Source organism: Devosia sp. P3_B2 (genome assembly GCF_056402875.1).
This window is the reverse complement of record NZ_JBFUGO010000006.1, coordinates 146,182-166,706: the sequence shown is the minus strand read 5'-3', so window position 1 is coordinate 166,706 and position 20,525 is coordinate 146,182. Positions and strand designations below refer to the sequence as shown.

The window sequence follows — 20,525 nt, the reverse complement described above, 5'->3', positions numbered from 1 at the left end:
TCCGAAAGTGAATCAGTCGAAAGAGAAGGCGAGGGATAGAACCGATCAACCCGGCAGCATTGAGAACACCGCCGGGGTGGCGAAGACATCGACATAGCGCCGCGACTGGAACTGCCCGTTGAGTGACACCCGCGGCAGCGAGTGGAGGCTATGCCGATGGCCGGCATAAAGTCCGCCCGGCCGCGTCGTCACCGCCGTGCGCAACCCCAGTTCGCGAGCCAGGGTATACTCCCGCGGCCCGGCCGAGGCACTCCCGCCAATCGGGTAGCTGAGATGCAGCGGCGTCTTGCCGAACTGCGCCTTCAGGATGCGGACCGATTGCTCGATCTCGTTGCGCGCGTCGGCCGGACTGAGCTTTGCCAGCTCATAGTGGTGCACCGTGTGCGCGCCGATAGTGCAGAGCGGCTCGGCGGCGAAGTTCCGCAGCTCGGACCAATCCATGATCAGCTCGCGGCAATGCTGCGCCAGGTCGAAATTGTACTGCCGGGCGAGGTCGCGGATCAGCTTGACGCGGTCGGCTTCGGGCATGGTGCGCATGCGCCGATAGAGGCTGTCGAAGGCCCGCTGCTTTTCCTCAAGGCTCGCGGTGACGAAATACTCGGTGTCGCCGGCATAGGTCACGGCCAGCGCATTCTGCCCTGCGACGATATCCTCGAGCGCCTGCCACCACACCTCGCCGACCCCATCGACCAGCGCCGTCGGCACATAGAGGGTGAACGGGCACTGCTGGCGCCGCAGGATCGGCAACGCGTATCTCAGATTGTCGCGGTAGGCGTCGTCGAAGGTGAAGACCACGAAGGGCTTTGCCGGCTCGTCCGCCTCGATGCGGCGCGCCGCCTCGTCCATGTCGACGATGTCGAAGCCGAGTTCGCGCACCCGCCCGATGGTGAACTCGAGGAAGTCCGGCTTCACCTGCAGGATGGCGTTGGGCGAGAAATCCGCTGGGTCGTCGGGCAGCACTCGATGGAGGGTAAAGATGACACCGCGCGATTTGGAGCGGCTGCGGATCAGGCGCGTCAGCTGGCTCGCCCACAACAGCTCGAAGGCGGCGCCGATCAGCCTGTACTTGAACTCGGCCATCGGGCTTACGCCACGTCGGCCCTGACGGCAGGGAGACTCACCACGCGACCAACCTCGAAACCGAGCGCCACGATATCGCGCCGTGCCGCAGACACCGCCACCGGGCCGCTTGCCTCGCTTGCCACCAGCACCACAGTGGCGCGCGCTCCGCTGAACAGTGGCAGGCCCGAAGCCACGCCAACGCGCCCGGTGTCGACGATCACCACGTGATAGATGTCGGCAAGCGCCTCGATCAGGGTCAATGGCCGCGACGACCGGCGATCCAGCGTCGACAGCCGGCCCCAGGGCACTTCCGCGAGATTCTCGCCGGCGCGCTGCATGACGTCGCCATAGTCGGCCCGCTCCGCCGCGAGGTCGGTCAGGCCAAGTGCGGTGCCGGCTTCGCCGCTGCCGGCGTCCACGACAACGGCGCTCAGGTCGCTCATCAGCGCGTCCTCCAGCAACCGGTCGATCACGATAACGGCCTCAGGCCCATCGTCGAGCCTCGCGAGCAGCACCGTACGCAATTGATGCGAGCTGACTGCGGCCGACAGTTGCGTCAGGTCATCAGCCAGTGGAGGCCGGGAGGCGGCCGCAGGGCTCGCTTGCCCGGCGACCCCCGGCTCGTCGGCGATCGCGTCGGCCACAGCCACCGCCTCGGCATCCTCGGGCAGCGCTTCCTCTTCCGAGACCACCACCGTCTCCCGCTCGACCAGCGCACGTCCGGACATCAGCTCGCCGAACAGGACCGCCCCGATCTGCAACGCCAGCGCCACGAAGCCGACGGCACCGAGGATCAGCGGGATCTTCGGCGAAGCCGGCTCTGCTGACGGGGCGGCCTCGCTGACGATGCGGACATCGGGTAGCGCCGAGTTGGACGCGGTGCGCGACACGGCATCGGAGTATTTCGCCAGGTAGTTTTCCAACAGGTCACGCTGCGCCTTGGCTTCGCGCTCGAGGCTATCGAGCGTCACGTTGCCCTTGGTGGCGTCGCCGGCCGTGAGCTTGGCGCGGGTCAGGTCATCGCGCAGCCGCTGCTCGAGGTCGGCCTCGACCTTCGCCTCGGCAACGAGCGAATCCGCCACGCGATCGGCCTCGGCGACGATCTGCTTGCCGAGTTCGCCGATCTGCGCCTTCAGCGCCTTGATCGTCGGGTGGTTGGCGAGCAGCGTCGTCGACTTCTGCGCGAGATCTGCCTGCAGGTTCGCCTTGGTCTGCAACAGGCTCTGGATCACCACCGAGTTGCGGACGTCGTTGACGCCGTCGAGCGACTGCCCGGACGCCAGCAGCCCGCGGATCACCTGTGCCCGCGCCTCGGCATCGTTCTTGCGCTGCTGCGCTTCGGCGATCTGCGTGCTGACAACGGTCAGCTGCTGGTCTGTCACCGGCACACTGTTGGCCCCGACGAACAGGTCGTTGTCGACCTTGTAATTGGCCACCGCGGTTTCCGCCGCGCTCACCTTGGGACGCAGCTTGTCGATCTCTTCCTGCAGCCACACCGTGGCATCCGCGGTATCGGTCAGCGATTGGGCCCCGCGGCGCTTCACATGCGCTGCCGCGATGGCGTTGGCGACGCGAGCCGCCAGTTCCGCGTCGGTCGAGCGCACGAAGATCGAAATGACGGCCGAGTCGCGCTCGCGGATCACTGTCATCCGGTCCGCCAGGTTGCCGAGCACCGTCTCGTCGACGCTACGCGCTTCAGGCACACGGCCGATCAGCCGCATGACGAAGCCGATCGGCGAGAAGCCGGCATTGGAGAACTCCGGCACCGAACGCAGGTTCTGCGAATCGACCACCTCGAGCAGCAGGTCGCGCGATTTGATCAGCTCGATCTGGCTCGACATCAGCGCTTCGGTGTTCACCGAACTGCCGCTCGTCGGCGCCTCCATGGCGGCGCGCGTGTAGATATTGTCGCGCGCCTCGACCAGGAGGCTCGCCGAGGATTCGTAGGTCTTGGGCATGAACAGCAGGACCGCGGCGGTCGCCACCAGCAGCAGAGCCGTGACGAGCACGATCCGCAGCCCGCGCGACAGCACGGCAGCAACGAGTGCCCCCACGTCCATCCGCATATCTTCGGCGCGCTCGAAATCCGAACTCACTCGCCCGCCCTCACTGTTACACCCGAGCTATGGGCCCATCGTGGTAAGCATTCGGTTAAGCGGCCTCGCAATGTGAGAGCCGCTGCGTGATTTTCTAAGCAGAATGTTAACCATAGCGCCCCGACACTGGCACCCTGATCAGGGTTTCCAGGGATGGCCATGCGCTGGCTGCGTTTCCTCCTCATTTTGCTGCTCGTGCCGCTCGCGGCCTGCGCCATGAACGGCCGTCCCTCGACCTACCTGGTCGACGTGAAAGGCCCTTACGCGCTCGATACCGGCGACGTCGTCCGGGTCAGCGTCTATGGCGAGGCCGAGCTCTCCAAGAGCTACCAGGTCGACGACTCGGGCGCTGTGGCGCTGCCGCTGGTCGGTCCGGTGAAGGTGCGCGGCAAGACCACCCAGCTTGCCGCCGCCTCGATCACTGCCGCACTTGCTGAGGGTTATATCCGCGAGCCGAGTGTTGCAGTCGAAATCGAGACTTACCGTCCATTCTTCATCCAGGGCGCGATCAAGAACGGCGGCCAGTTTCCCTATGTCTACGGCATGACGGTTCGCGCCGCGATCAGCACAGCCGGTGGATTCTCCGATACGGCCGACCGCGGCAGGGCGATCGTCTACCGCCGGCAGGGCAACCAGATGGCCAAGGGGACGGTCGACCTCGACTTCCCCATTTACCCCGGAGATACCATCGTGGTGTCGGAGCGCTGGCTCTAAAGGGTTCGGAAACCCCGGTACGCAAAACTGCGTGCCATGTTCCGTAATTCCGCGCCGCTCCGCATCCTCCAGATTCTCCGCGCCCCGGTCGGTGGCCTGTTCCGGCATGTCTACGACCTGACGCACGAATTGGCGGCCCGCGGCCACCAGATCGGCATCGTCGCCGATAGCCTCCACACCGACGCCCTCACCGAGGAGCGGCTCGGCAGGCTCCGGCCGCTCGCGCCGCTGGGCATCCATTCGCTCCCCATTCCGCGCGTCTTCGGCGCCGCTGACCTCATGACGCCGCTAAAGGTCAGGCAGCTTGCCGATGCGCTGCAGATCGATGTGCTGCATGGCCACGGCGCCAAAGGCGGCCTCAACGCGCGGCTGGCGCGGATCGGCGCCAGGCAGCGGGTCTCGCTTTACACCCCACATGGTGGCGTACTGAACTACAAGCCGCACTCACCGGCGGGCCTCGCCTTCCGCCTGATCGAGCGGGCTCTGATCGGGGCCACCGACGCCATCGTGTTCGAGAGCGCCTTTGCGCAGGCCGCCTACGTCTCGCAAATCGCCCAGCCCACCTGCCCCGCCCCGGTCATCCACAATGGCTTGATGCCCTCGGAGTTCGAGCCGATCACGCCGGGTCCCGATGCCGCCGATTTCGTCTTCATCGGCGAGTTCCGCGCCGTGAAGGGCATCGCCTACCTGCTCGATGCGCTGGCGCCTGTTCGCGCGCCGGGCGGCCGCCCCGCCACTCTCGTCATGGCCGGCGGCGGCCCGGATCTCGATGCGGTCAAAGCCCAGATCGCCCGGCTCGGCCTCGCCGACCGCGTTACCCTGCTCGGCGTCAAGCCGGCCCGCCCGACCCTGCACCTCGGCCGCATCGCCGTGGTTCCGTCGCTCGCCGAGTCGCTGCCCTACGTCATCCTCGAGGCCGCGGCCGCCGGCCGGCCCGTGATCGCCACCGACGTCGGCGGGGTCAGGGAAATCTTCGGACCCACCGCGTCGAGCCTGCTCCCCGCGGCCGATACGCCGGCCCTCCGTCGGGCGATGCAGTTTGCCCTCGACGACCCCGCGGCGGCCACGCAGGAGGCCGAGATGCGCCTCGCCCATATCCGCGCCGGCTTCTCCATCGCCCACATGGCCGATCAGATCGAGGCGCTGTACCGGCGAGTCCTCGACACCAGGCGAACTACGGGTTTCACCGAGTCTTCATCGGTATCTTCCTAAAGTCCGGCTGAACCACAAGAGCCCAGTCAAAGAGCCGCCCCCACCATGTTCCATCTCGATCCCAAAGAAGCCGTCCTCGAGCACGTCGCCCACCCGCCCAAGGCCAAGGCCGGCCCCCCGCGACTGGGCGACCTCGCCGCAGCGATCGCCGACCAGCCGATCGAGCCGACCTATTCGGCGGCGGTGGTGACGGGCGTCACGCAGGTCGCGGAGATCGGTGTCCTGACGGTCACCGGCTTCACGCTGTTCGGGCTCAATGGCGGTGACACGCTGCTCAGCGTCATCACCACGCTCGGCGTCGTCGCCGTGGCGCAACTGTTCATCAGCCTCGCCCGGATGCATAGCGTCGCCGCCTATCGCCTGGGCTTCACGCAGATCTGGAAGACAGCGCTCGCCTGGACCGCCGCCTTCGCCGTACTTGGCGCGCTGGTGTTGCTCTATGACAGCGGCCATGCCCTGTCGCGCAACTGGGTCGTGACATTCTGGGCCGCCGGCCTCGTGGTGCTGGTCGTCTCGCGCACCTTCGTGCACGAGCTGGTCACCCGCTGGACCCGGCAGGGCAAGCTGAGGCGTCGTACCGTTATCGTCGGCGGCGGCAAGGATGCCGAGGCGTTGATCGAATCCATCCAGACCGGTGCCAGCGACGACATCGACCTGCTCGGCCTGTTCGACGACCGCAACGACGACCGCTCGCCCGAATCCGTCGCCAGCCTCGCCAAGCTCGGCCGCGTCGCCGAGCTCATCGAGTTCGCCCGGCAGACCCGGGTCGACCTCGTCATCGTTTCGATGCCCCTGTTCGCCGAGCACCGCGTGCTCGACATGCTGAAGCAGCTCTGGGTGCTGCCGGTCGATATCCGGCTCTCGGCCCACATGAGCAAGCTGCGCTTCACCTCGAAGGCCTATTCCTATGTCGGCGGCGTGCCGGTCTTCGACATGGCCGACCGGCCGATCTCGGACTGGAACCTCGTCTTCAAGTGGCTGTTCGACAAGCTTGTCGCGATCACCGCCCTGATCCTGCTCTCGCCGGTGATGATCGCCACCGCGATCGCCATCAAGCTCGAGAGCAAGGGCCCCGTGTTCTTCCGGCAGAAGCGCCACGGCTTCAACAACCAGCTCATCGACATGTGGAAGTTCCGCTCGATGCGCACCGACATGCTCGATGCCAACGCCACGAAACTGGTCACCAAGGACGACCCGCGGGTCACCAAGGTCGGCAAGTTCATCAGGAAGACCTCCATCGATGAACTTCCGCAGCTTTTCAACGTCCTTCTGGGTGAACTTTCGATCGTCGGACCGCGTCCGCACGCGCTCTCGGCCAAGGCCGACAACCAGCTCTACTACGATGCGGTCGAAGGCTATTTCGCCCGTCACCGGGTGAAGCCGGGGATGACCGGCTGGGCCCAGATCCACGGCTGGCGCGGCGAGACCGACACGGTCGACAAGATCATGCAGCGAGTCAACCACGACCTCTACTACATTGAAAACTGGTCGCTCTGGCTCGACGTGAAGATCGTCGCGATGACCCCGATCTCGCTGTTCACCCAGCGCAAGAACGCGTTCTGAGGTGAGCGCCGCCGGCGTCCACACCGTTTCGGCCCTCGGCGCCACCTGGCTCCGCACCCGCGCCACCACCCTGCTCGACGCCCTCGTCGTCCTCTGGATCTTCGCCGGCGGCATGGTGATCACCGAACCGTCGCCGTACGAACTCGCCTTCCTGCTCGTCCTCGGCGTCTCGATGCTCGCCGGCTTCACGCTGCGCCGCTCGACCCTGGGCCTGCTGGTGCTGTTCGCGAGCTTCATCCCGTTCGCCATCATCGCCGCCTTCCAGGTCAGGTTCAGCTCGATCCCGGACGCGCTGATCTACCAGACCGTCACGATCTTCCTGTTCTTCACCTCCTACTGGGTGGCCAACTACGTCGCCGACGCGCCGCGGGCCCGCATGCGCCTGATCGTCGGCGCCTACCTCGCGACGGCGCTGCTCTCTGCCATCCTCGGCACGCTCGGCTACCTCGGCATCGGCCACGACCTGTTCACCCGCTACGATCGGGCCAAGGCATTCTTCAACGATCCCAACGTCTTCGGCCCGTTCCTGATCCTGCCCGCCATGTATGCGCTGCAGCGTGTGCTGATCGGCACGCCCAAGCGTGCCGCCTGGGCTGCACTCGCCTACGCCGTCCTGCTGGTGGGCATCTTCGCCAGCTTCTCCCGAGCCGCCTGGGGCCACATCGTCATCTCCAGCGCCATCGTCTACCTGCTGGTGTTCGTGCTCGAAGCCCACGCGCGCCAGAAGGTGCGCATGCTGATGATCGCGCTGCTCGGCCTGCTGCTGCTCGTCGTGGCGGCGGCCGGCGTCCTGTCGATCCCGCAGTTCCGCTCGTTCATCGAGCTCCGCACCCAGTCGCAGAACTATGACACCGGCGAGAGCGGCCGCTTCGGCCGCCAGGGCTACGCCTTCGACCTGGCGCTGCAGCACCCGCTCGGCCTCGGCCCGCTCGAGTTCCGCAACCTCCGCGTCAAGGAAGAGCCGCACAACACATACGTCAACGTGTTGCACGCCTATGGCTGGGGCGGTGGCTTCGTCTTCATCTTGTTCATTGCCGTCACCATCTGGCGCAGCGCCACCTACATCGCCCGCCCCGGCCCCAACCGCCTGCTGCTGATCCCGTTGGTGTCGGTGTTCGTGCCGCTGGCGGGCGAAGCCGCGATCATCGACCTCGACCACTGGCGCCACTTCTTCCTCGTCGCGGGGCTGATCTGGGGCGTCACCGCCGCCTACCGGCATGTCGAGAAGCGATTTGGCTTGGCGGCGCCCGTTCCCTGAGGGCATGATTGCTCCCTAGCGCGACAGCGGGGGCAGCATGGAACCTCAGAGCAGCTCGATGCAGGCGGTCCTCACCACCACGGCGGACCTCGCCAAGGTGCGCTACGACACCGGCGATATCCTCATCGCCGAAGGTCCCAGCAGCGGCGTGCTCTACATCCTCGTCGACGGCGCCGTCGAAGTGCTGCGCGGCGACGTCCGCGTCTCGCTGGTCGACGAGCCGGGCGCCGTGTTCGGTGAAATCTCCGCCCTCCTCGGCCGCCCACACAGCGCCACCGTGCGCGCCATCGAGCCCGTCACCGTCCACCGCATCGAGGATGCCGAGAGCTTCCTGCAGATGCGGCCGGAGATCGTCTTCCACGTCGCCCGCATCCTCGCCAGCCGGCTGATCGACGCCACGACCTATCTCGCCGACCTCAAGCACCAATTCAGCGATCGCAGCGACCATCTCGGCATGGTCGACGAGGTGCTCGAAGCCCTGGTCAACCAGCAGCTCCCCTCGCAGCCTGCTGCTCCTGCCGGTGACGGCAAGCCCGATCCCCGCCTCTAGGCAGCCACCGGAGCCCGTGGCAGCCAGGCCGGCCACTCGGTCATCTCTTCGGGCGCGCTACCGTTGCCCCAGTCGAGCGTTCCCGCGCCCTCGAAAGAGAACCAGGCCGCCTGCTTCAGTTCGGAGTCGACCACGATATGCGTCGGCACATCGCCCACCTGCTTGCCAGGGTTGAAGACCCAGGTATCCCCGATGCGCGACGCCCACGAGCCGCCGCGCGCGAACGGCGCCTCATGCACATGCCCGCTGAACACCAGTTGCGGCCGGTACTGCACAATCCAAGCCGCCAGCTCGACATCGCCATAGTGCCGCGACCCCGACCAACTCACCGGCGCCTCGGCCGGAGGCGCATGATAGACCCAGAACCAGTTCCGCCCACGCGTCGTCGCCGCTTCCGCCAGCTGCCTGCCGATCGCGTGCTTGGCGATATCCCCATCCCACCACGGGCAGACGGTGACCGTATCCTCGCCGATCGCGAAGGTCTCGTTGTCGGCATGCGCGCCGCTCCCACGCGCATAGGGCACCCAGCGCGCATAGCGTTCCCCGGTCGAGTAGGCGTGGTTGAGGTCATGATTGCCCGAGCATACGACGAGCGGCGCCAGCGCCCGCAGCCGCTCGAGATACTTCAGCACCACCACCATCTGGGCGCTCGTGGTGACGAAGGAACTGCCGTCCAGCAAATCTCCGGCGATGATCAGTAAGTCATAGCGATCGGCGACCGAGACGAGCCAGTCGAACTGCGGCAGGCTGTAGTGTAGATCGGCGACGGCGAGGATGCGCATGGCGCCCTCCCCCGGTCGTCAGCGAGCGAGATACTTCCGCGCCATTGTCGCGGTGTCCAGCGCAAACCGCTCCACATGGGCCTTGGCAAGGTCGGTTTCTGCATGCGAGCCGATCCAGGCCAGCAACGCCATGCGCCTGAGCAGGATCAACGTATCGATCATCCTGAGGTCTTCTGGCTTCAGCGGCCGGATTTCCATATAGGCGCCGAGCCACGCCCGGATCAGCGCCGGCACCTGCGGCGAGGTCTCGATGAACGAGAGGCTGGCGGCCAGGTCGTAGAGGAACCAGCCGAAGCCGGAATCGTCGAAATCCAGCAGGATCGTCTGCTCGCCATCGACGAGGAGGTTGCCGAGCCGCATGTCGGCATGGATCAGCCCGAAGCGATCGATATCGGTGCCATAGGCTCTGAGATCGGTCCTGAGCGCCGCGTCGAGCTCCGTCAGGTCGGCCAGCACCTCGCCCTCGACATGCGGCGCCTTGCGCCAATCGCCCCACAGTCCCGACGCCTCGAGGATCCCCACCGCGTCCCAGATCGGCCGCACGAACTTCTCGGGCTGCTGCCAGGTGGCGATGTGATTGTGCAGCGTCGCTGCGTACCGCCCCAGCGTCGCGAACAGCGGCACGAGGTCGGCATCCGGCTGCGGCTCGCTGCCGTTCTCGAACGCGAACAGTGCCGCAAACCGATCGGGCGCCACCTCCTGCACGATCTCGCCGTCGGCTCCGGGAATCGGCCGCGGCACCGGTATCTCGGTGTCGTCGGTGATTGCCTCGAGCCAGGCCAGCTCGCTGCCGATCGCGGTCTTCGATTGATAGCGCGGCCGATGCAGCCGCAGCACATGGCGCGCGCCGTTGGGCCCGTCGATGCGGAACGTGTGATTCTCGGAGAGATTGATCAGAACCGGCGCGCCGCCATCGGCGACCGGCCAGCGCTCGAGGCTGCCGGCGACGAGCGACAGTTCCTCCGGGAGCGGATCGCTGGGGGCAATATCCAATCCGCTATCCTCTGAGGCCTTTAGAAGAAATGGTCGGAGTGGCCGGATTTGAACCGACGACCCTTTGTCCCCCAGACAAATGCGCTACCAGGCTGCGCTACACCCCGACTGGTGCGGAGGCCTACAGAAACCAGCCTTTTGAGGCAAGAGGCATTTTTGCGGCAATGCGATCGAAGCGGGGCTACCGCCCCCTCGCCTCCACGATCTCCGCCACCTCCGCCGTCTCCACCTGCATGCCGAAGCGGCTGTCGTAGATGTGCGCCATGGCGTCGTGGGTGGAATCGGCGGACGAGCAAATCGCGTCGGTGGCGATGATCACGCGGTAGCCGAGATCGATGGCGCCGATGACGGCCGCCATCACGCAGACTTCGGTTTCGGCGCCCGATACCACCACCGTGTCGACACCGTCGGCCAGCAGTTCGGCGTGGAGCCGGCTGCCCAGCCAGGGGCTGTAGATCGGCTTGTCGAACACCCGCGCGGGTGGCGCAAATCGTCCGAGGTCGGGGATCAGGTCGATCAGCGCGGGATCGAGCCGCTCACGTGTCATCATCGCCCAGCGCTGGTAGTAGCGGCGCCAGGTGCCGCCGACCTCATCCGCTGACCTGGGCGGAACGAAGCGGGTGAAGACCGTACGTTCTGGGCCCATCTCCACCAGCCGCACAACCTCCGGCAGCACCTTCTCCATCCACGGCGCGTGCCATTCGGTCTGCTCGGCGAACATGCGCTGCATGTCGACACAGAGGTGCACCCAGTTATCGCCAAGCGGACCGAAGTGAATGCCGGAAGGTGCGACGAGGTCTGCCGGGGAGGTCATCGACCAGCAACTCGATGCGGCGCGACCGGTTCCCCTCCCCCCACTCAAGAAAGCCACTGGAGAGGAATTTCGCGAGCGCCTGTCACGATTTGCCGTCTCGCGCGTTGTGAAAGGGCCTGCATTTCCGCGGCGTCACGGAGATTACAGATGTCCGTCCTTATCGGAATCCTCATCACCTTCCTGGTGGTCGTCCTCATCCTCTGGCTGGTTCAGCGCCTGCCGGTCGATGCCCGGGTGAAGCAGATCATCCAGATCGTCGTGATCATCATCGGCATTGTTTCGCTGCTGAAGTACCTGGCGGTATTCTAAGCCACCAGGTCGACCAGCTTCGCTTCGGCCGCGCGCGCCGCATCAGTTGGGCTCAGCCCGACCAGGAGGCCGCGCTGGCCGCCATTGATCAGCACCTCGTCGAATAGTTCGGCGGTCTCATCGATGGCCGTGGGCACGCGCTTGCGCTGCCCAAAGGGGCTGATGCCGCCGACCTTGAAGCCGGTGAGACGCTCGGCGTCCGCCGGCTTCATCATGTTGGCGGACTTACCGCCGAACGCCGCGGCGAGCTTCTTCATGCTCACCTCGCAGTCGGATGGCACCACGACGCAGACCGGCTTGCCGTCGACCTCCGCCATCAGCGTCTTGAACACCTGCTCTGGCGCCTTGTTCAGCGCCTCGGCCGCCTGCAGGCCGATACGCGGCGCATCGGGATCGTAATCGTAGGGGAAATGGGTGAAGGCGATGCCGGCCTTGTCGAGCGCCAGCGTGGCCGCGGTGGTCTTGGACATAGCACCAAGTGTTACGGCGCGGAAACCGCGCCGTCTACTGCGTGGCCCGCCCGGGGCCCAGAGCAACAGCCCGCCTGCCGATGTCGGCATCGTGGCCGGCTGTACGCCGAGCAGCCCGCCGGCGGAAGCGGATATCAGGTGATCCTGGCAGGCTGCCGCTTCGGCTTGGGCCCAGCCTCGGGCTCCTCCAGCAACGCCTTGACCTCTGCCGCCCGCTCCGTGAGCCCCTTGGGATCAGTGGCCCAACTGCTGAAGCGATCGAGCAGGTTGGCGAACACGATCAGCTCGGATTCGTCCCACTGCCCCAGTGCGCTGGTGAACATCCCCATCTTGCTCTGCCGGATAGCATCGACGAAGCGCCGGCCCTTGGGCGTCAACTCGAGGCAGATGCGGCGCGCATCCTGCTGCGAGGCGACGCGGCGGGCGAAGCCGCGGTCGACGACGTCGGCGGATACCCGGCTGGCGCGCGATGGATCGATGCCGAGCCGCTCGGCGATCAGCCCGACGGTCACCTCTTCCGCGTCGCCCTCGATCCGATGGCCGATGGCGCTGATGACGTCCATGTGGGCTACTTCCAGATCTGGCGCGATCTGCGCCAGCACGATCCGGCCGAACTCGCGGCGCATCATGTTGCGGCGGATTCTAGCCATCACGCCATCGATCGCGCCAACGGCCTGGGCCGCCGCCTCGCTGAGCCCGCGGCTTCGCGCCAGGGCAACCAGTTCCTGATCGCCGATCGTCGTGCAGGCCAGCACCGGCAGCGGCATGTCATGATTGTCTTTCATGCCACCGCGCCTAGCAGATTCATGTGCTCACGTCAATTACATGCTGTGTGCACATATTTGCTGTTGACACATATGTGAGGGAGGCACATAAGCCATCCGAGTTTCGGAGATTTCCAAATGAGCGTTGATACGAATCCCATTTCCGGCGCCGCGCCGGTCGCCGAGGCGCCAGCGCGCCCCGACCGCACGACGCTGCTCGTCTATTTCGGCGCGTTGATCGCGATGTTCATGGCGACCCTCGACATGCAGATCGTCGTCACCGCGCTGCCCACCATTGCCGGCGAACTGGGCAACCTGCACCTCTTCGGCTGGGTCGGCTCGGCCTACCTCCTCTCCACCGCTGCGGTGTCGCCCTTCTACGGCAAGCTCGGCGACATGTACGGTCGCAAGAACGTGGTGATGACCGCCATCGTCCTCTTCCTTGTCGGCTCAGCGGTCTGCGGCATGGCCTGGTCGATGGAATCGCTGATCGCTGCCCGCATCCTCCAGGGCATTGGCGGCGGCGGGCTGATGGTCTCGGCTTTCGCCATGATCGGCGAACTGTTCGGGCCGCGCGACCGCGCCAAGTACCAGGGCTATTCGTCCGCCGTGTTCGCGTTGAGCTCGATCCTCGGGCCGGTCGCCGGCGGCTACATCACCGATATCTTCGGCTGGCGCTGGGTGTTCCTCGTCAACCTGCCGGTCGGCCTCGTGGTGCTGGCGCTGATCGGCTTCGCCATGAAGTCGAAATTCACCGAGAAGAAGCACAAGGTCGACTATCTCGGCGGCGTGCTGCTGGCTATCGCCACCACCGCCATCGTCTACTGGGGCGATCACGTGCTCGATCCCACCGGCCCGGACCTCTTGACGTTCGCGCTGCCGGTGATCGGCGTCGGCGCCGCTCTCTGGTTCATCATGGTCGAGCGCCGCGCCGAGGAGCCGATCGTGCCGCTTCGGCTGTTCGGCAACCACACCATCAGCATCGTCACCATCGTTTCGCTGATCGCCGGTTCGGTGACGCTGGGGATGTTCTTCTACTTCGCGCTCTACTTCCAGACACTCACCGGTCTGGGGCCGGCCGAGGTCGGCTTCCTGTTCCTGCCGGCATCGGCCACCTCGATGGTGATCTCGATGGTCGCCGGCCGGGTGATCGCCTCGACTGGGCGCTACAAGTGGATGCCGGTCGCGGCAATGGCCGTGGGCGCTGCCCTGATGGTCGCCTTCACCTTTATCGACGCCCACACGCCGCTGTGGATTCTGGCGCTGATGATGGCGGTGTTCGGCATTTCGATGGGCCTGCAGTTCCAGGTGCTGATGGTTGCCATCCAGGCCGCGGCGCCGCTGAGCGATATCGGCGCGGCCACCGGGCTGATCACCCAGGCCCGTACCATCGGGGCGTCGATCGGTCTCGCGATCAACGGCGCGGTGATGACCTTCGCCTTGACCCAGCAGAACGCCGCCCTGCCCGCCGATGTCTCGGCGCAACTGCCCGACGGCCTCACCGGCCTCAGCCCGCACATCGCTTCGGGCCTGCCGGAGGCGGCGCGCGATGTGGTGCTGAGCCACTACGGCGCCGGCATCAACGTGATGTTCCTGTGGGTCGCCGCGCTCTATGTGCTGGCCATGGGCTTCACCATCCTGCTCAAGGACGTGCAGATCCCGAAGCGGGCGTAACGGCCGGAACGAGAAACGAACAAGGGGGCCATCCGGCCCCTTTGTCATTCGCGCCTGCGCGCCTGGCGTCAAATCGTCGGCCGCGGCTCGGAGATCGTGGCGTGGAGGAATTCGAGCAGCTGGGCGTTCGAGAAGGGCTTGGCAAGAATGGGCCGATGGCGGTGACGCTCGACGATTGCCTCCGGCCCCGTTGCCGTCGCGAAGAAGAACGGAACGTTCCGGTGGGTCAGCTCGTCGGCGAGCTCGAAGCTGTCGGCGCCACCGACTTTGACGTCGAGGATCGCGCAGTGCACCGAACGGTTGCCAATCCGCGACCGGGCCTCATCCGGCGTGCCGCAGACGATCACCTCCGACGCACCGAGATCGAGCAGGAAATCTTCCATCATCACCGACACCAATGCTTCGTCCTCGACGATCAGCACGGTTCCGATTCCAAAGCCTTCCACCTGCGGATTTGACAGCACTTGCGGTCTCCTTCGCGATCATGCTTGCGCCGTCGACCCCGTAAAATCGAGGAAAATGGGAGTTAGCGCGTTGCCACCTTGCAGCGCATTGGGGCGAATGAGTACGCGCTGCATGCAACCATTCGGCGTCTAATGAGTTGAGTGAGTAAGTGACCTCATAACCTCATGATCTGCGATGTCCGAAAAGACCTACAAAGGTAACGACCTGATCCGCGGCGAGCGCCTCCAGATCATGCTGGAGGCAGATGAACTGCGTGCGCTCGATGATTTTCGTTTCGCCAACCGAATGCCCAGCCGGGCCGCGGCGGTGCGCGAATTGCTGCGGCGTGGACTCGCTGTCGACGGGGCGGTCAACGCCAACGGAAATGGTTCTTCGCAGTCGTTCGGCGTGCTTGATGGCAACGGCGCGGGCGCAGACGATAGCGGCCACGGGGCCTAGCCCTCGCGAGCCCGCTCCAATAGGCGCTTGCAGTCGAGCAACTCGCGCAGCACATCCGACAGCTTGTCGCGGTCGGCAGCGGTCAGCCCAGCCGGCTTTGGCTTGAAGCTTGGCAGCTTCAGGCGAGCGGGCGTGGGCGCAACCTCGGTCATGTCGTCCTCGACGAGCACCGCTGATTCCGATGCAAAGTCCTCGTCTGGCTCGGTATCGGCCGGCTGGTGCTCCAGCGCTTCCACCGGGCGGCCCTCGCCGATGCCGATGACGTAGCGGATGCCCTGGTCCTTGAGGATGCGCTGCACCCCCTTGATAGTGAACCCCTGGTCGTAGAGCAGGTGCCGTATGCCCTTGAGCAGCAATACGTCTTCGGGCCGGTAGTAGCGCCGGCCGCCGCCGCGCTTCAGCGGCTTGATGGTGGAAAAGCGCGTTTCCCAAAAGCGCAGCACGTGCTGCGGCAGGTCGAGCTCGTCGGCCGCCTCGGAGATGGTTCTAAACGCGTCTGGAGACTTGTCCAAAAGGACTCACCCGCCCGGAAAGAGTCTTATTTTCCAGACCGGACCATAGATTTGTTGATCTTGGATTTCAACACGTTGCTGGGTTTGAACACCAGAACCTGTCGCGGCAGGATCGGCACTTCCTCGCCGGTCTTGGGATTGCGGCCGATGCGCTGATTCTTCGAGCGCACCTGGAACGAGCCGAACGAGGAGAGCTTGACGTTGGCGCCCTCGACCAGCGCGTCGCCGATCAGGTCGAGTACGCGCTCGACCAACTCGGCCGATTCCGTTCGCGACAAGCCCACCGCTTCGTAGACCGCCTCGGCCAAATCCGCTCGCGTGACCGTCTTCTGTGTCATATGCCGCCCCTCCGTTTCGCCTACCTGCATTTCAGGTCCCCGTCAGGCGCCCCCACCCACGGATTTTGTCAAAGATTAACGCGCTGTAACGTGACTGGCAATCTGGCTTACCAATCAAAGGCGTGACCACTTCGCAACCGCTCCAACTGGCCGGGCGACGGCCCCGCCCTCCGAGTTAACCGCGAATTCGGACTTCTGGTGGAGAGTTTTGGTCCGGCGCCACACGTCGTGGACCCTCGCGACCGTCGGATCCAACTTGCCAAAGCTGATCATCCAGATTCCGTGCCTCAACGAGGAAGCCACCCTCGCGATCACGCTCGCCGACCTGCCGCGCAGCGTGGCAGGATTCGAGCGCGTCGAATGGCTGGTGATCGATGACGGCTCCACCGACCGTACGGTCGAGGTGGCGCGGGCGAACGGCGTCGACCACATCGTATCGCTGCCGACCAACCAGGGTCTGGCTCGTGCATTCATGGCCGGCATCGAAGCCAGCCTCCGGCTTGGCGCCGACGTGATCGTCAATACCGACGCCGACAACCAGTACGACGCCCGCTCGATTCCCGATCTGGTGGCGCCGATTCTCGCGCGCAAGGCGCTGATCGTCGTCGGCGCCCGACCGATCGAGCAGATCGCGCATTTCTCGCCGATCAAGAAGCTGCTGCAGCGGCTCGGCTCGTGGGTGGTGAAGCAGGCCAGCGGCACGGTGGTCGCCGATGCGCCAAGCGGCTTCCGCGCCATTCACCGCGATGCGGCGGTGCGAATGAACGTGTTCAACTCCTATACCTATACGCTCGAGACCATCATCCAGGCCGGCCGCAACGGCATCGCCATCGCGTCCGTTCCGGTGGGCGTCAACGGCGACCTGCGCCCCTCGCGGCTGGTCCGCAGCATCGGTGGCTACGTGGCGAGGTCGATCCTGACGGTGGTCCGCATCTTCGTGCTCTACAAACCGCTGCGCTTCTTCCTCGGCCTTGCGATCATCGTCGCCCTGCCCGCTGTCATCGTCTTCGTGCGTTTCCTCTACCACTTCGCCATCGGCGAAGGCGCGGGCAACATCCAGTCACTGGTGCTCGGCGCGGGGCTCCTCGCGGTGTCGGGCATCCTCGCGGTGGGCGGCATCCTCGCCGATCTCATCGCAACCAACCGGCGGCTGCTCGAGGAAATCCGCGAGCGGCAGTTGCGGGCCGAACTGCAGCGAACCGCGCCATCCCGGGAGCACGCCCCATGAGCGGGCCGACCGACGTGGGGCACGACTACGTCAACGTCCCGGGCAACCACTATGACAAGTACAACACCAGGAACCCGGTCGCGCGCCTGCTGATGGATGGCTTCCTCGCCGCCTTCGATGAGCTCACGGCGAAGACAGGCGCCACCACTGCCTATGAGGTTGGCTGCGGTGAGGGCAATCTCAGCATGCGGCTTGCCGATCGCGGCTGGACCGTGCACGGCTCCGACCTCGAGGCGAGCAGCGTCGCCGAGGCCAACGCGCAATGCGCCGAGCGCGCACTACCTGCTGCATTCGAGGTTCGCTCACTGTACGACCTAACGGCGGAGCAGAGTGCCCCGCTCGCGATCTGCTGCGAGGTGCTCGAACACATCCCCGACACCGCCCGCGCCCTTGCATCCCTACACAGGATCGCGGCCCCGTACCTGCTGGTCAGCGTGCCGCGCGAGCCGATCTGGCGCGTGCTGAACGTGATGCGCGGCAAATACATCGCCGAGCTTGGCAACACCCCAGGACACATCCAGCACTGGTCCTCGTCGGCCTTCATCTCGCTGATCGCCCAGAGCTTTGAGATCGTCGAGATCCGCCGCCCGCTGCCCTGGACCATGATTCTGTGCCGCAGTGGATGAGCTGAAGCCAGACACCGTCGCGAGGCCCTCGCGCCTCCGCCCCTGGCACAAGGCAGCCGGCATTGCGGTGACGCTGGCCGCGCTGGTGTTCGTGGTCTTCGCCGTCCAGCGCTCGTTCGGCCAGCTCAGCGCCGATGTCACCTCACCGACGTTCCTCGCGACGATCGCCGGCGGCAGCGGCGCCTACGCGCTGCTGCTGCTCATCCTCGCGTTCGGATGGCACGGCATGCTGGCGGCCATCGATCGCCCCGCCATCGCGCTCCTGCCGGCGCTGGCCATCTACGCGCGCACCCAGGTCTACAAGTACCTGCCGAGTAACGTTCTCCACATGGTCGGCCGCTATGTCGAGGCCCGCGCCGCCGGTGCCTCCCACACCGCACTCGGCATCGCCCAGCTCGTCGAACTGGCACTGCTTTCGGCTGCTGGTGGAGTGATCGCGTCGCTCCTTGCCCTGCCCCTGCTGCTCGATCAGCTGCGTCTCCACGGCCTCGAAGCCTGGCTGCTGCCCGCCATCGTCATCGGATGCACCGGTGTGGTGACCGTGCTCTTCGCCGCCGTTGCCCGACGACTCAACGTCCAGCGCCTCGCCGGCCGTATCGTCGGTCGCGGCGTACTGGCATTCGGCCTCTACCTGCTGTTCATGCTCGGCAGCGGCGGCCTCGCGCTAGCGCTGGCCTGGAGCCTTGGCGGCCCCGGCGCGGCCTCGCCGCAGATCATCGGCATCACCGCCGCCGCCTGGCTGATCGGCTTCCTCGTCCCCGGCGCCCCAGGCGGCCTTGGCGTGCGCGACGCCGTGCTGATCGCCGGCCTGACCGCCGCCGGTATCCCCGGCGCTACCGCCATCGCGCTCGGCCACCGGTTGATCACCACATTCGGCGATGTGCTGCTGGCCCTTATCGGCTTCGCTATGAGACGGAAGCCCTAGCAGCCCGTTCCCACATCAGGCGGATTGGCCAACAGGTATAGTCCCCGCGGCAGGCGCGCTGCGCACGCGAGACCGTCCGAAGCCGGGTCGATTGAGATCAACCCGGCCTTGGCCGGCAGCGGCCCGTCCATGTCGAGGAAGGGTGCATCGAGCGCGTACTGCAGCGAGTAGGACCACGGCGACTGGTCGCGCACCGCCTCCGACCAGTACAGCGGCGCCAGTTGCGTCTTATGCACCGCGTCGACATCGGCGTTGAGAAACAGTAGCTGCACCTCGGCATGCTGCAGCTCGTGCCAATGGATCGCCGCTCCGGCGAGGCCGATGAACAGCACGAGCACGATCATCCGGCCGATCCGGCCGGCAAGCAGCAGCAGCGCCGCAGGCACGGCGAGGAATATCGAGCTTGCCCCGAAAAAGCGCAGCGGCGTCGACTCCACCCCGGCGAGCCAGCCCACTCCGGCGACAGCCTCCGGATGCGCCGGCTCAAGCTCGGCCATCAACGGCAGCACCGCCAGCAGCCAGCCGGCCGCCACGATCACTACGACCCCGACTATGCCAACCAGCCGCTGCTCCCTGCTCCGCTCGCCCGGCACGAGCCAGCACAGGCCCAGCCAGATCAGCACGACCGAAGCGCTGTCGATGTACCGCCCGTAGGCGATGTGATCGACGCGCGTCGGCTCCAGCATCTGCACGACTGAAGCGGCTGCAACCGCAAGTACCGCCGCAACCACGTAACCCGCCACCAGCCGGAGCGTCGGAGCGCCGGGTGTCAACGCCTGGCGGCCCGCGAACCACAGACCCAACCCGGCGAGGCCGAGGCTTGCCGCCAACTGGTACCAGAACTGTCCAAGCATCACGGTCAGGCCGGTAAGCAGAGCATCCGGCCGCAGCAACCGGCCCATGAGCGTTTGTTCCGCCGAATAGGCTCCATCACCCCACAGCGCAGCGTGCAGGTAGTCCATTGCAGCCATCTCGCCGGCCACAAGAACGACGAAGAGCACCAGCGCTGCGACGAGGGCGCGCGTGTCGACCGTTCGCATCGCGCGCAGCGCGATCAGCACAATCGGGGTCAGCAGCAGGATCAGCAGCGCCTTGGGGTGAACCGCGTAGAGCGCCGCGCCGGTGGCGGCGAACAATAGCGCCCATCGCGCCCGTGGATTCAGCGCGAGCCTCGTCAGCGACCAGACCTGCAGGACGAATACCAGCCGGAACAGAGCCTCGGACCAGGCGTAGTGGGAGACGAAAAAGCTGGATGGCCAGAGCGCGACAATGGCCGCCGCCAGCACCATTGCCGGCGACCGCTTGAAGCCGAATGCCGCGCCAATGCTGACCAGCAGCGGCACCAGCAGCGCCGCGAGCCCCGCGTTGACCAGCATGAAGCCCTTGTAGGCCACGAGCGGATCATGGGTGAACCACAGCACCGGCACCAGCAACAGCGAGTAGCCGGCGTGATAGTAAGGCGCTGTTCCCATGTTGATGGTCACGGGCGCCCCAGCGAGCCGTTGCGCCTGTGCGATGAAACCGAGTTCGTCCCAGGCGATCCGCGGTAGTGTGCCGACCCAGGTCGACCAGGCATAGATCGCGAAAACGGCCACTGTCGCGAGCAGCACCAACAGCTGGCTGTCGATCCCGGTCGCGTCCGCTACGCCTTCGCGTTCAACCTGCTGCACGGCCACGACCTGATGTGAGATTCGGTGATCGCGTGCAGGATGTCGCCGGCCGGAAGGCGCAG

At 65.9% G+C, this 20,525-nt stretch carries 22 protein-coding genes and 1 tRNA gene; 11 read left to right on the top strand and 12 right to left on the bottom strand.

What is annotated here, in order from left to right:
- Window positions 1-45: 45 nt before the first annotated feature.
- Entirely contained in the window at window positions 46-1,080 is a 1,035-nt protein-coding gene (locus AC1DV8_RS11050) for a polysaccharide deacetylase family protein (RefSeq protein WP_477157503.1), read from the bottom strand.
- 5 nt (window positions 1,081-1,085) lie between these two features.
- Window positions 1,086-3,158 carry a GumC family protein gene (locus tag AC1DV8_RS11045; protein WP_477157502.1) on the bottom strand — a complete coding sequence of 691 codons (2,073 nt, stop codon included), beginning with the start codon at window positions 3,156-3,158 and terminating at the stop codon, window positions 1,086-1,088.
- Window positions 3,159-3,317: 159 nt separating this feature from the next.
- On the opposite strand from AC1DV8_RS11045, the gene AC1DV8_RS11040 reads away from it, so the two are divergent.
- The 5 genes from AC1DV8_RS11040 to AC1DV8_RS11020 are packed head-to-tail and all read left to right on the top strand — an operon-like array spanning window position 3,318 to window position 8,455.
- On the top strand, window positions 3,318-3,872 hold the full coding sequence (locus AC1DV8_RS11040) for a polysaccharide biosynthesis/export family protein (protein WP_477151154.1): 555 nt from the start codon (window positions 3,318-3,320) through the stop codon (window positions 3,870-3,872).
- Between the two features lie 36 nt (window positions 3,873-3,908).
- Entirely contained in the window at window positions 3,909-5,084 is a 1,176-nt protein-coding gene (locus AC1DV8_RS11035; protein WP_477157501.1) for a glycosyltransferase family 4 protein, read from the top strand.
- A gap of 45 nt (window positions 5,085-5,129) precedes the next feature.
- The gene (locus tag AC1DV8_RS11030; RefSeq protein ID WP_477157500.1) at window positions 5,130-6,647 is read left to right on the top strand and encodes an undecaprenyl-phosphate glucose phosphotransferase; all 1,518 of its coding nucleotides are present in this window, start codon (window positions 5,130-5,132) and stop codon (window positions 6,645-6,647) included.
- A 1-nt stretch (window position 6,648) separates the two neighbouring features.
- Window positions 6,649-7,905 carry an O-antigen ligase family protein gene (locus AC1DV8_RS11025; protein WP_477157499.1) on the top strand — a complete coding sequence of 419 codons (1,257 nt, stop codon included), beginning with the start codon at window positions 6,649-6,651 and terminating at the stop codon, window positions 7,903-7,905.
- Between the two features lie 37 nt (window positions 7,906-7,942).
- On the top strand, window positions 7,943-8,455 hold the full coding sequence (locus tag AC1DV8_RS11020; RefSeq protein WP_477151158.1) for a cyclic nucleotide-binding domain-containing protein: 513 nt from the start codon (window positions 7,943-7,945) through the stop codon (window positions 8,453-8,455).
- On the opposite strand, the gene AC1DV8_RS11015 is transcribed toward AC1DV8_RS11020, so the two are convergent.
- From AC1DV8_RS11015 to AC1DV8_RS11000, 4 genes are all read right to left on the bottom strand, one after another.
- Window positions 8,452-9,237, bottom strand: coding sequence for a metallophosphoesterase family protein (locus AC1DV8_RS11015; RefSeq protein WP_477157498.1), 786 nt, complete (start codon window positions 9,235-9,237; stop codon window positions 8,452-8,454). The two genes, AC1DV8_RS11020 and AC1DV8_RS11015, sit on opposite strands and share 4 nt — an antisense overlap.
- Window positions 9,238-9,255: 18 nt before the next feature.
- Window positions 9,256-10,230, bottom strand: a complete 975-nt coding sequence (locus AC1DV8_RS11010) for a phosphotransferase enzyme family protein (protein WP_477157497.1) — start codon at window positions 10,228-10,230, stop codon at window positions 9,256-9,258.
- A gap of 30 nt (window positions 10,231-10,260) precedes the next feature.
- Window positions 10,261-10,337: transfer RNA gene (locus AC1DV8_RS11005), tRNA-Pro, on the bottom strand.
- Between the two features lie 74 nt (window positions 10,338-10,411).
- Entirely contained in the window at window positions 10,412-11,044 is a 633-nt protein-coding gene (locus tag AC1DV8_RS11000) for a cysteine hydrolase family protein (protein WP_477157496.1), read from the bottom strand.
- A 147-nt stretch (window positions 11,045-11,191) separates the two neighbouring features.
- Between AC1DV8_RS11000 and AC1DV8_RS10995 the strand changes: the two genes are divergently transcribed.
- Window positions 11,192-11,353 (top strand): Thivi_2564 family membrane protein, encoded by a 162-nt coding sequence (locus tag AC1DV8_RS10995; RefSeq protein WP_141728495.1) that lies wholly within the window; start codon window positions 11,192-11,194, stop codon window positions 11,351-11,353.
- Here AC1DV8_RS10995 and ybaK read toward each other — a convergent pair.
- The gene (ybaK, locus tag AC1DV8_RS10990) at window positions 11,350-11,823 is read right to left on the bottom strand and encodes a Cys-tRNA(Pro) deacylase (RefSeq protein ID WP_477157495.1); all 474 of its coding nucleotides are present in this window, start codon (window positions 11,821-11,823) and stop codon (window positions 11,350-11,352) included. The genes AC1DV8_RS10995 and ybaK overlap by 4 nt on opposite strands.
- A gap of 134 nt (window positions 11,824-11,957) precedes the next feature.
- Window positions 11,958-12,608 carry a MarR family winged helix-turn-helix transcriptional regulator gene (locus AC1DV8_RS10985; protein WP_477157494.1) on the bottom strand — a complete coding sequence of 217 codons (651 nt, stop codon included), beginning with the start codon at window positions 12,606-12,608 and terminating at the stop codon, window positions 11,958-11,960.
- Window positions 12,609-12,725: 117 nt separating this feature from the next.
- Between AC1DV8_RS10985 and AC1DV8_RS10980 the strand changes: the two genes are divergently transcribed.
- Window positions 12,726-14,261: an MDR family MFS transporter gene (locus tag AC1DV8_RS10980; protein ID WP_477157493.1), complete on the top strand. Its 1,536-nt coding sequence runs from the start codon at window positions 12,726-12,728 to the stop codon at window positions 14,259-14,261.
- A gap of 68 nt (window positions 14,262-14,329) precedes the next feature.
- Here AC1DV8_RS10980 and AC1DV8_RS10975 read toward each other — a convergent pair whose 3' ends face one another.
- Window positions 14,330-14,725, bottom strand: coding sequence for a response regulator (locus tag AC1DV8_RS10975; protein WP_477157492.1), 396 nt, complete (start codon window positions 14,723-14,725; stop codon window positions 14,330-14,332).
- A 175-nt stretch (window positions 14,726-14,900) separates the two neighbouring features.
- On the opposite strand from AC1DV8_RS10975, the gene AC1DV8_RS10970 reads away from it, so the two are divergent.
- Entirely contained in the window at window positions 14,901-15,164 is a 264-nt protein-coding gene (locus tag AC1DV8_RS10970) for a hypothetical protein (RefSeq protein WP_477157491.1), read from the top strand.
- Here AC1DV8_RS10970 and AC1DV8_RS10965 read toward each other — a convergent pair.
- Window positions 15,161-15,676 carry a MerR family transcriptional regulator gene (locus AC1DV8_RS10965; RefSeq protein ID WP_477157490.1) on the bottom strand — a complete coding sequence of 172 codons (516 nt, stop codon included), beginning with the start codon at window positions 15,674-15,676 and terminating at the stop codon, window positions 15,161-15,163. The two genes, AC1DV8_RS10970 and AC1DV8_RS10965, sit on opposite strands and share 4 nt — an antisense overlap.
- A gap of 26 nt (window positions 15,677-15,702) precedes the next feature.
- Window positions 15,703-16,014, bottom strand: coding sequence for an integration host factor subunit alpha (locus tag AC1DV8_RS10960; RefSeq protein WP_477151168.1), 312 nt, complete (start codon window positions 16,012-16,014; stop codon window positions 15,703-15,705).
- Between the two features lie 256 nt (window positions 16,015-16,270).
- Here AC1DV8_RS10960 and AC1DV8_RS10955 point away from each other — a divergent pair, with 256 nt between their 5' ends.
- The 3 genes from AC1DV8_RS10955 to AC1DV8_RS10945 are packed head-to-tail and all read left to right on the top strand — an operon-like array spanning window position 16,271 to window position 18,793.
- The gene (locus tag AC1DV8_RS10955; RefSeq protein WP_477157489.1) at window positions 16,271-17,242 is read left to right on the top strand and encodes a glycosyltransferase family 2 protein; all 972 of its coding nucleotides are present in this window, start codon (window positions 16,271-16,273) and stop codon (window positions 17,240-17,242) included.
- On the top strand, window positions 17,239-17,868 hold the full coding sequence (locus AC1DV8_RS10950) for a class I SAM-dependent methyltransferase (protein ID WP_477157488.1): 630 nt from the start codon (window positions 17,239-17,241) through the stop codon (window positions 17,866-17,868). Before AC1DV8_RS10955 ends, AC1DV8_RS10950 begins: the two co-directional genes overlap by 4 nt.
- Complete coding sequence (locus AC1DV8_RS10945) at window positions 17,861-18,793, top strand: hypothetical protein (protein WP_477157487.1); 933 nt, start codon at window positions 17,861-17,863, stop codon at window positions 18,791-18,793. The genes AC1DV8_RS10950 and AC1DV8_RS10945 overlap by 8 nt, the downstream gene beginning before the upstream one ends.
- Here the strand turns inward: AC1DV8_RS10945 and AC1DV8_RS10940 are convergent.
- Complete coding sequence (locus AC1DV8_RS10940) at window positions 18,790-20,463, bottom strand: hypothetical protein (protein ID WP_477157486.1); 1,674 nt, start codon at window positions 20,461-20,463, stop codon at window positions 18,790-18,792. The two genes, AC1DV8_RS10945 and AC1DV8_RS10940, sit on opposite strands and share 4 nt — an antisense overlap.
- Window positions 20,464-20,525: the final 62 nt, after the last annotated feature.